The 8818-nt window shown below is 69.4% G+C and carries 11 protein-coding genes and 1 tRNA gene; 5 read left to right on the top strand and 7 right to left on the bottom strand.

Annotated elements, in window-relative coordinates; genetic code table 11:
- Window positions 1-106: 106 nt before the first annotated feature.
- Together ACFWB8_RS35790 and ACFWB8_RS35785 are read right to left on the bottom strand one after the other, a co-directional pair.
- Window positions 107-460, bottom strand: coding sequence for a DUF488 domain-containing protein (locus ACFWB8_RS35790; RefSeq protein ID WP_385237092.1), 354 nt, complete (start codon window positions 458-460; stop codon window positions 107-109).
- Window positions 457-867: a hypothetical protein gene (locus ACFWB8_RS35785; protein WP_385237089.1), complete on the bottom strand. Its 411-nt coding sequence runs from the start codon at window positions 865-867 to the stop codon at window positions 457-459. Before ACFWB8_RS35785 ends, ACFWB8_RS35790 begins: the two co-directional genes overlap by 4 nt.
- 195 nt (window positions 868-1062) lie before the next feature.
- On the opposite strand from ACFWB8_RS35785, the gene ACFWB8_RS35780 reads away from it, so the two are divergent.
- Window positions 1063-1815 carry an MBL fold metallo-hydrolase gene (locus ACFWB8_RS35780; protein WP_385237086.1) on the top strand — a complete coding sequence of 251 codons (753 nt, stop codon included), beginning with the start codon at window positions 1063-1065 and terminating at the stop codon, window positions 1813-1815.
- A gap of 100 nt (window positions 1816-1915) precedes the next feature.
- Here the strand turns inward: ACFWB8_RS35780 and ACFWB8_RS35775 are convergent, their stop codons facing one another.
- Window positions 1916-3187 (bottom strand): PTS transporter subunit EIIC, encoded by a 1272-nt coding sequence (locus tag ACFWB8_RS35775; RefSeq protein WP_385237083.1) that lies wholly within the window; start codon window positions 3185-3187, stop codon window positions 1916-1918.
- A gap of 277 nt (window positions 3188-3464) precedes the next feature.
- Window positions 3465-4766, bottom strand: coding sequence for a PTS transporter subunit EIIC (locus tag ACFWB8_RS35770; protein WP_385237080.1), 1302 nt, complete (start codon window positions 4764-4766; stop codon window positions 3465-3467).
- Window positions 4767-4940: 174 nt separating this feature from the next.
- Between ACFWB8_RS35770 and ACFWB8_RS35765 the strand changes: the two genes are divergently transcribed.
- The 4 genes from ACFWB8_RS35765 to rdgB all read left to right on the top strand — a co-directional run bounded on the left by ACFWB8_RS35765 (window position 4941) and on the right by rdgB (window position 7227).
- Entirely contained in the window at window positions 4941-5228 is a 288-nt protein-coding gene (locus ACFWB8_RS35765; protein ID WP_385237095.1) for a glucose PTS transporter subunit EIIB, read from the top strand.
- 95 nt (window positions 5229-5323) lie between these two features.
- Complete coding sequence (gene rph / locus ACFWB8_RS35760; RefSeq protein WP_385237077.1) at window positions 5324-6049, top strand: ribonuclease PH; 726 nt, start codon at window positions 5324-5326, stop codon at window positions 6047-6049.
- A gap of 104 nt (window positions 6050-6153) precedes the next feature.
- Window positions 6154-6558: a hypothetical protein gene (locus tag ACFWB8_RS35755; RefSeq protein WP_385237074.1), complete on the top strand. Its 405-nt coding sequence runs from the start codon at window positions 6154-6156 to the stop codon at window positions 6556-6558.
- 57 nt (window positions 6559-6615) lie between these two features.
- Window positions 6616-7227 carry an RdgB/HAM1 family non-canonical purine NTP pyrophosphatase gene (gene rdgB, locus ACFWB8_RS35750; RefSeq protein ID WP_385237071.1) on the top strand — a complete coding sequence of 204 codons (612 nt, stop codon included), beginning with the start codon at window positions 6616-6618 and terminating at the stop codon, window positions 7225-7227.
- 50 nt (window positions 7228-7277) lie between these two features.
- Here rdgB and ACFWB8_RS35745 read toward each other — a convergent pair.
- The 3 genes from ACFWB8_RS35745 to ACFWB8_RS35735 form a co-directional block, all read right to left on the bottom strand.
- Window positions 7278-7353, bottom strand: a tRNA-Leu gene (locus tag ACFWB8_RS35745).
- Window positions 7354-7400: 47 nt separating this feature from the next.
- Window positions 7401-8060, bottom strand: coding sequence for an HNH endonuclease (locus tag ACFWB8_RS35740; protein ID WP_385237068.1), 660 nt, complete (start codon window positions 8058-8060; stop codon window positions 7401-7403).
- Window positions 8057-8695, bottom strand: a complete 639-nt coding sequence (locus ACFWB8_RS35735) for an HNH endonuclease (RefSeq protein ID WP_385237065.1) — start codon at window positions 8693-8695, stop codon at window positions 8057-8059. The genes ACFWB8_RS35740 and ACFWB8_RS35735 overlap by 4 nt, the downstream gene beginning before the upstream one ends.
- Window positions 8696-8818 lie beyond the last annotated feature (123 nt).

Genomic DNA, 8818 nt, shown 5'->3' with positions numbered 1-8818 from the left:
GTTTTTTTTGTGTGCGCCGGGACAACCCCCCCCCGGGCCCCGCGCGCGCCACCCCCCCCCCGCCCGCCCCGGCCCCCCCCCGCCCGGGGGGGGGCCCAGGGCGCGCTCACGCCCCGTCGGCCAGCAGCTCGGCCAACACCGACGCGTGGCTGTGCTCCGGGTCCTTGACCGCCGTCAGCAGGGTCACCGGCCCCCCGCCCGCCAGCGCCCGCAGGCGCGCCAGCTCCGCCACCGCCTCCGGCGCCGCGAGCTCCGCCTCGTACCGGGCCCGGAACTCCCCGGCGGAGCCACCCCCGTGGAACCACTTCCGCAGCTCCGCCGACGGCGTCACCGCCTTCGGCCACTCGTCCACCGCGGCCGCCGCCTTCGACAGCCCCCGCGGCCACAGCCGGTCCACCAGGACCCGCACGCCGTCCACCCCCGGCTCCGGGGGATCGTAGACCCGCCGCAGCCGGATCATCCGCTGCCGCCCAGCCCCCGGACCTCGTCCCACACCGCCGGGTCCAGCGTCCCCAGCCGCCCGCGGAACTCCCACACCGACACCTCCGCCACCCGGTCCGCCTCCAGGAAACTCGCCCGTCCCTGCGCCCCGACCGTCCCCGGCGGCAGCGGGATCACCCCGGCCCGCCGGTCGTCGTACTTCCCGGTGATCCACGCGACCCGCGCCCGCGGACCCCGTACCCCCAGCACCAGGCACGGCCGGCCGTCCGCCAGGGACCACAGCTCACCCGCCCCCGGCCTCGGCGCCGGCCCGGGCCCGTGCGCAGGCACCACCGCCCGTCGCACGCCGCGGACCCTCGACGGGATCAGCACCAGCAGCGCCACGGCCACCACCGCGGCGACCGCAGGCCACCAGGACGTGTCCATACTCCGACCGTAGTCGCGCCCGGACACCCCGGCACGGCAACCCGCATCCGCGGCGTCGCTCCCCCGGGTGACAGCACAGGTGATTCCTCCCACAACGGCCCGCCGCGGAGGAGCGACCGGAGGTTTCGCGCCTTACGCTCGACCCACGCACGGCCCGCATTCCGTCCACGGACCGTCCACGGAGGTTCACGCTCCATGAAGCTCACCGTCGTCGGCTGCTCGGGTTCGTTCCCGTCCGCGGAATCGGCCTGCTCGAGCTACCTCGTCGAGGCCGACGGCTTCCGGCTGCTCCTCGACATGGGAAACGGCGCCCTCGGCGACCTCCAGCGCCACTGCGGTCTCTACGACCTCGACGCGATCTTCCTGAGCCACCTGCACGCCGACCACTGCATCGACATGTGCGCGTACTTCGTCGCCCGCTTCTACCGCCACGAAGGCGGCCGCTGCGGCACGATCCCCGTCTACGGCCCCGAAGGCACCGAGAAGCGCCTGACGACCGCGTACGAGGACGTCCCCGACGAACGCTCCATGAGCGAGGTCTTCGACTTCCGCACCCTGAAGTCCGGCAGCTTCGAGATCGGCCCGTTCCAGATCCGCACCGAGAGGGTCTGCCACCCGGTGGAGGCGTACGGCATCCGCGTCGAGCACGGCGGCCGCTCGCTCACGTACTCCGGCGACACCGGCGTCTGCCCCGAGCTGGGGCTGCTCGCCGAGGGCACCGACCTCCTCCTCTGCGAGGCCTCCTTCACGCACGGCAAGGAAGACATCCCGGACCTCCACCTCAACGGCCGCGAGGCGGGCGAGTACGCCCGCGGCGGCAAGGTCGGCCGGCTGGTCCTGACCCACATCCCGCCGTGGACGGACGCCGAGCAGAACCTCGCCGACGCCCGCGCGGTCTACGACGGCCCGATCGACCTCGCGTACTCGGGCGCCGTCTACGAGGTCTGAGCCGCCGGAGCCGAACCGCGGTACGTACGCACGCCGAAGCCCCCGCCCTCCCTTTCCGGGAGAGCGGGGGCTTCGGCGTACGTACGTACCGCGACCGGGCTTACTTGGCCTCGGCCTTCTGCAGCTCGGCGAGCTCCTCGTCGGACTCGCGGCCCGGCGTGGGGAGGTTCCACTTGGTGATCGCGAAGCGGAAGACGAAGTAGTAGACCACCGCGAAGCAGAGGCCGATGCCCGCCAGGCCCCACGGGTTGTCCGCGATGCCCAGGTTGAGCAGGAAGTCGACCGCGCCGGCGGAGAAGCCGAAGCCGTCACGCATGCCGAGCGCCCAGGTCAGCGCCATGGAGACACCGGTCAGCACCGCGTGGATCGCGTACAGCACCGGGGCGATGAACATGAAGGTGAACTCGATCGGCTCGGTCACACCGGTGACGAACGCGGTGAGCGCGAGGGAGAACATCATGCCGCCGACGACCTTGCGGCGCTCGGGGCGGGCGCAGTGGACGATCGCGAGGCAGGCCGCCGGGAGGGCGAACATCATGATCGGGAAGAACCCGGTCATGAACTGTCCGGCGGTCGGGTCGTGGGCGAGGAAGCGGGCGATGTCGCCGTGGACGGCACCGTTGGCGGTGTCGAAGGAACCGGCCTGGAACCACGGGAAGGAGTTCAGCAGGTGGTGCATGCCGATGGGGATCAGCGCACGGTTGGCGACACCGAAGATGCCCGCGCCGACGGCGCCGGAACCGGTCAGCCACTCACCGAAGTTGTGCAGACCCGTGCCGAGGACCGGCCAGATGAGACCGAAGACGATGCCAATGAGCAGGCCCGCGAAGGCGGAGAGGATCGGGACGAGACGGCGGCCGCCGAAGAAGCCCGCCCAGTCCGGCAGCTTGGTCCGGTAGAACTTCTGGTAGAGCAGGGCGGTGATGACGCCCATCACGACACCGCCGAGCACACCGGCGTTGACCGCGGCGTCCACGTGGATGATCTTGTCGCCGTCGACCTTGGCGACCTGCGGGAGGTTGCTGTCCGTGAAGGTGGCGAGCACCTTCTGGAAGACCAGGTAACCGGTGACGGCCGCGAGGGCGGTCGAGCCGTCCGACTTCTTCGCGAAGCCGATCGCGATGCCGACGGCGAACAGCAGCGGCATGTTGTCGAGGATCGCGCCGCCACCGGCGGCCATGTAACCGGCGATCTTGGTGATGAACGTCGAGAAGACGTCCTTGTCGCCGAGCATGTCGTCCGCGCCCAGGCGGACCAGGAGCGCGCCGGCGGGCAGCACGGCAACGGGGAGCATGAGGCTCCGGCCGATGCGCTGCATGACGGCCATCACGCCAGCGCCCTTCTTCTTTTCCGCAGCCGTCGCTGTGGACATGTGGTTCCTCCATTGGGCAAGGCGCCGCCCGGGGACAAGGGAAACGGGGGGCTGGCGACGTCTCAGAAAGGGACCCGGGGCCGGACAAGCCCGCATGGTCTACACCACCAAGTGGTGTAGACCAGTTGTAGCACGGTGGGGTCGGCGTAAGGAACCCATGAATTTCATGACGGAGGACACATCTGGACATGAGCGACAAAAACCCCCCGGACCCTGAGGGTCCGCGAGGGTTTTGTGGTGATTGGGCGGGTGGGGCAGGGGTGGGTGCGGCGGGAGGCTACGCCTTCGTGTTCTCCGCTTCCATCACCGCGATCTCCTCGTCCGATTCCCGGCCGGGGGTGGGGATGTCGAACTTGGTGATCGCGAAGCGGAAGACGGCGTAGTAGACGGCCGCGAAGCACAGGCCGATCGGAATGATCAGCCAGGACTTGGTGGCCAGGCTCCAGTTGATGATGTAGTCGATCAGACCCGCCGAGAAACTGAAGCCGTCCTTCACCCCGAACGCCCACGTCACCGCCATCGACACACCCGTCAGTACGGCGTGGATCGCGTACAGCAGTGGGGCAACGAAGAGGAACGAGTACTCCAGCGGCTCGGTGATGCCCGTGACGAAGGAGGTCAGGCCGACCGACAGCATCAGGCCGCCGACCTCCTTGCGGCGCTGCGGCTTGGCGCAGTGCGTGATCGCCAGCGCGGCCGCCGGGAGGGCGAACATCATGATCGGGAAGAAGCCGGTGAGGAACTGCCCGGCGTTCGGGTCCCCGCTCAGGAACATGTTGATGTCGCCGTGGACGACCTGCCCGTCCGGCTTGGTGAAGCTGCCGAACTGGAACCACACCGGCACGTTCAGGAACTGGTGCAGGCCGATCACCAGCAGCGCGCGGTTGGCGACCCCGAAGATGCCGGCGCCCCAGGAGCCCAGGCCCACCAGCCAGTCCGAGAAGCTCTCCAGCGCGTCACCGATCGGCGGCCAGATCCACAGGCACAGCGCGGCGAAGGCGATGGCGACGAAGGCCATGATGATCGGGACGAGCCGGCGGCCGTTGAAGAAGCCGAGCCAGTCGACCAGCTTGACCCGGTGGTAGCGCTGCCAGAACCACGCGGCCAGCAGGCCCATGACGATGCCGCCGAAGACCCCCGGGTTCTGGAAGGTGTACTCCGCGAACGAGTCGTCCGTCCCCAGGCAGCCGCCCTTGATGTCCCGGGTCCCCTCGGGGCAGCTCTCGGGAAAGGCGTGCAGCACCCCCCAGTAGACCAGGAAGCCGGCCACCGCGGCCAGGGCGGTCGAGCCGTCCGACTTCTTGGCCATGCCGATCGCCACACCGACGCAGAAGAGCAGGGGCAGGCCGAGGTCGGCGTTCAGCAGGGAGCCGCCCGCGCTGGCCATCACCTTGGCCACGTCCGTCCAGCCCAGCCCGTCCGCCCCGAAGACGTCCGCCTGCCCGAGCCGGTTGAGGATGCCCGCCGCCGGCAGCACGGCGATCGGCAGCTGAAGGCTCCGTCCCATCTTCTGCAGCCCCTGGAACAAGCCGTTCCACCACTGCTGCCGTGGTGCTGCTGGGGCGCTGCTCGCGCTCATCGGCGTCCTCCCTGACCGGCCCGTTTTTGGCAGTAGCGGCACGTGCGGCACACTGGTGTAGACCAGTCGCGGGCAGGCTGCTGCTGATCGTCATCATTCGGCAGGCAGCGGTCATGTGCCCGCGTAGATGGGCCAACCGTGCGTTACCGTGACGAAGCGGACCGCACAGGTGGGATCCATGTACCTGGCCGCCGAGACTCGTTCTTCGTAACACTCAGGGAGAAACACATGGCCACCAAGGCTGAGAAGATCGTCGCCGGGCTCGGCGGCATCGAGAACATCGAAGAGGTCGAGGGCTGCATCACCCGCCTGCGCACCGAGGTCATCGACCCGAGCAAGGTCGACGAGGTCGCGCTGAAGGCCGCCGGCGCCCACGGCGTCGTCAAGATGGGCACCGCGATCCAGGTCGTCATCGGCACCGACGCCGACCCGATCGCCGCCGACATCGAAGACATGATGTGAGCTGAGCCCCCGGCTCACCCGCGTACGAACGACCCCGTCCCGGATGCACCCGGACGGGGTCTTTCCGTACCCCGGCACCGACTAGGCTCGTAGCCATGTCTCGCATCGACGGCCGTACGCCCGAACAGCTCCGCCCGGTCACCATCGAACGCGGATGGAGCAAGCACGCCGAGGGCTCCGTCCTCGTCTCCTTCGGAGACACCAAGGTCTTCTGCACCGCCTCCTTCACCGAAGGCGTCCCGCGCTGGCGCAAGGGCAGCGGCGAAGGCTGGGTCACCTCCGAGTACTCGATGCTGCCCCGCTCCACCAACACCCGCGGCGACCGCGAATCCGTACGCGGCAAGATCGGCGGCCGCACCCACGAGATCTCCCGCCTCATCGGCCGCTCGCTGCGCGCCGTCATCGACTACAAGGCCCTCGGCGAGAACACCATCGTCCTGGACTGCGACGTCCTCCAGGCCGACGGCGGCACCCGCACCGCGGCCATCACCGGTGCGTACGTCGCCCTCGCCGACGCCGTCGCCTGGGGCCAGCAGAAGAAGCTCATCAAGGCCGGCCGCAAGCCGCTGACCGGCACCGTCGCCGCCGTCAGCGTCGGCATCGTGGACGGCGTCCCGCTGCTCGACCTCTGCTACGAGGAAGACGTGCGCGCCGAGACCGACATGAACGTGGTCTGCACCGGCGACGGCCGCTTCGTCGAGGTCCAGGGCACCGCCGAGGGCGAGCCCTTCGACCGCAAGGAACTCAACGCCCTGCTCGACCTGGCCGCCGGCGGCTGCGCCGACCTGGAGGCCATCCAGCTCGGCGCCCTGGAGCTGTAGCCTCCACGGCAACCGCCGGGCCCGCCCCGGCGTCTACGCGGGTACGGGCGCACGGTGTCACAGCCGTGCGCCCGTCCATGTACCAGAGTTGGGGGAGACCCGAAGTGAAGCCGAAGCCGAAGACGACTCACAAGCTCCGCATAGCCGCCGTCGCGCTGGCGGCCGCCCTCGCCGTCCCGGCGATCACCTCCTGCGACGCGATCTCGACGGCGATGGACTGCGCGAACACCGCGGTGGCCATAACGGACGGCGCGAACGACCTCCAGCAGGCGGTCTCGCAGGCGGGCAACAGCCCGCAGGACGCCCAGAACGCGCTCAACCAGATCGAGTCGAACCTCAAGAAGGTCGGCGACCAGACGGACAACGCCGACCTGAGCAAGGCCATCGACTCCATGAACACGGCCGTCAAGAACGTCCGCACATCGATCGAGAGCGGCAACTCGGTCCCGGACGTCACGCCCGTCGCGGACGCGGCGAAGGAGATCTCGAAGGTCTGCACCCCGGGCTGACCCCGGGCTGACCCCGGGCCGCCCGCCCTACGGGCGGCGGCCGGAATAATGGCCGGCATGACCTCCACGCCGCGCCTGATCCTGGCCACCCGCAACGCGGGCAAGATCGCCGAGCTCCACGCCATCCTGTCCGACGCCGGCCTGCCGCACGAGCTGGTCGGCGCGGACGCGTACCCGGAGATTCCGGACGTCAAGGAAACCGGCGTCACCTTCGCCGAGAACGCCCTCCTCAAGGCCCACGCCCTGGCCCGGGCCACGGGCCTCCCGGCGGTCGCCGACGACTCCGGCCTCTGCGTGGACGTCCTGAACGGCGCCCCCGGCATCTTCTCCGCCCGCTGGTCCGGCACCCACGGCGACGACGCCGCGAACCTGGCCCTCCTCCTGGCCCAGCTCGGCGACATCGACGACGCCAACCGCGGCGCCCACTTCGCCTGCGCGGCGGCCCTGGCCCTCCCGGACGGCACGGAACGCGTGGTCGAGGGCCGCCTCCTGGGCACCCTGCGCCACACCCCCGCGGGCACGGGCGGCTTCGGCTACGACCCGATCCTCCAGCCCCTGGGCGAGTCCCGCACCTGCGCGGAACTGACCCCGGCGGAAAAGAACGCCATCTCCCACCGCGGCCAGGCCTTCCGCGCCCTGACCCCGTTCGTCCGCGCCCTCCTGGGCTGACGCAGCAAGGCCTGGCCTCCCGAAACTCGGGAGGCCAGGCCTTGTCTGCTTGGTACGCCCGATCGGATTCGAACCGACATACGCGACCACCTAAAGATCGCCGCTCCCCAGTTGGCGTACGGGCGCAAGCCAAGAACACTCTACTCGCTGGCGGGGCGTCGACGGGTGGATTTCTAACGACTTCGTCGACCACCTCGGCACCACGTACTCGTGACCGCGTGACAGTTGGGACACAGCAACCGCAGGTTCTCGCGGCGGTCGTCGCTCCAATCGCCGTTGATGTGGTCGACCTCCAGGGTCATAGGGTCACCAAGCCACTCGGGCGGTGTTCCGCAGGTGTCGCAGCACTCCGGAACACCCATGTCGCGCAGGGCCCTTCGCAGGAGTCGGCTACGGGTCCGCCACTTTCCCTCGTGTTTGACGAGGATTTCATCAGCGGGCTTGCGGGGTAAGCGTCCAGGCTTGCCGCGGCCGTGTGCCTGACCGAGGAAGTGCGACGTGTCCAGCCCCGATTCGAGGACCCACGCTTTGAGAGATGCCCTCCACCCTCTACTGTCAGGCCGATCGAGACGCCGTAGGGTCTCCGCCCAGGAGTGCGACGTGGCGACGGCGCTCCGCAGAGAGGGCTGATCCGGTTTCTCGTGGAGCCGGTAAGGGCGTCGGTCGAAGTGGGATATGTCGATGCCGTAGGCGGAGAAGCGCCGCATGAGGTACTGCCGGAGCCGCTGAGGGTGCGGCTTTATGCCGTAGCGGTCGATGACCTCGTCAATGTTTTTGCACTGGGCTGCGGCCTCGGCCAGGACTTCCCGCGTGTAGTGGGCGGCGCTGGTCACCGGCGTCCCTTGCCCCGGCCGCGGTACGTGTCTGTCGTGGAGTGGCAGTTGGGGCAGAGCAGCCGCAGGTTGGCCGGTTGGTTGTTGCGCCAGTCTCCGTCGATGTGGTCCACCTCCAGAGGTAGCGGGTGCCCCTGCCAGACCGGCTGGATGCCGCACCTTGCGCACTGTTCGGGTACGCCCAGTGCGCTGAGCGCCCACTTCAGATGTTCACTCTGGGCTCGGCGGGTATGAGGCCCGTTCTGCTTGACGAGGATCGCCTCCGGGGTTCGCCTCGTCTTGGGCCGCCCCGCCAGGGAGGTCGGCGCGAAGTGGGAGGTGTCTATGCCGAATGCCTTCACCTTGCGGCTGATGTGGGTGTGGTGACCGCCCACGACCTCGAGCCCGAGGCGCCGCAGTACCTCACACATGTTCTTCGAGAGGGCGACCACGTCCTCCAAGACTTCTCTCGTCCATTTCTCCCCCTCCCGCTCGAAGTGCGCGACGTTCACCCCGAGCTTCCGCATGCGGTCGTACAGGTACCGCCTCGACCCGCTCTTCGGGTCCACCCCCAGCTGTTCCAGCGCCTCCGTCAGCGTGCGTGACGTGCTGGCCGCCGCCGCTAGGCGTTCCTTCGTGTACGGGCTGGTCGGCATCCCGTGTCCCTCCGTCCCCGGCCGCGTGTGCGGCTCTCGTATGGGGTAACGGGTCGATAGTCGGACGGTTACGGGTTGTTTCGTCCGATAAACGGAGCGGCCCGCCCCGGATGGGGGCGGGCC

This window comes from Streptomyces sp. NPDC060031, assembly GCF_042736805.1.
In the GTDB taxonomy this organism is placed as follows: Bacteria; Actinomycetota; Actinomycetes; order Streptomycetales; family Streptomycetaceae; genus Streptomyces.
The sequence above is the reverse complement of the archived record's forward strand: the minus strand, read 5'-3'. Positions and strand labels throughout refer to the sequence as shown.

Excerpts from the sequence above, each read along its gene's own strand:
- ACFWB8_RS35790 (WP_385237092.1), bottom strand. The coding sequence starts at position 460 with ATGATCCGGCTGCGGCGGGTCTACGATCCCCCGGAGCCGGGGGTGGAC.
- ACFWB8_RS35785 (WP_385237089.1), bottom strand. The coding sequence starts at position 867 with ATGGACACGTCCTGGTGGCCTGCGGTCGCCGCGGTGGTGGCCGTGGCG.
- ACFWB8_RS35780 (WP_385237086.1), top strand. The coding sequence starts at position 1,063 with ATGAAGCTCACCGTCGTCGGCTGCTCGGGTTCGTTCCCGTCCGCGGAA.
- ACFWB8_RS35775 (WP_385237083.1), bottom strand. The coding sequence starts at position 3,187 with ATGTCCACAGCGACGGCTGCGGAAAAGAAGAAGGGCGCTGGCGTGATG.
- ACFWB8_RS35770 (WP_385237080.1), bottom strand. The coding sequence starts at position 4,766 with ATGAGCGCGAGCAGCGCCCCAGCAGCACCACGGCAGCAGTGGTGGAAC.
- rph (WP_385237077.1), top strand. The coding sequence starts at position 5,324 with ATGTCTCGCATCGACGGCCGTACGCCCGAACAGCTCCGCCCGGTCACC.
- rdgB (WP_385237071.1), top strand. The coding sequence starts at position 6,616 with ATGACCTCCACGCCGCGCCTGATCCTGGCCACCCGCAACGCGGGCAAG.
- ACFWB8_RS35735 (WP_385237065.1), bottom strand. The coding sequence starts at position 8,695 with ATGCCGACCAGCCCGTACACGAAGGAACGCCTAGCGGCGGCGGCCAGC.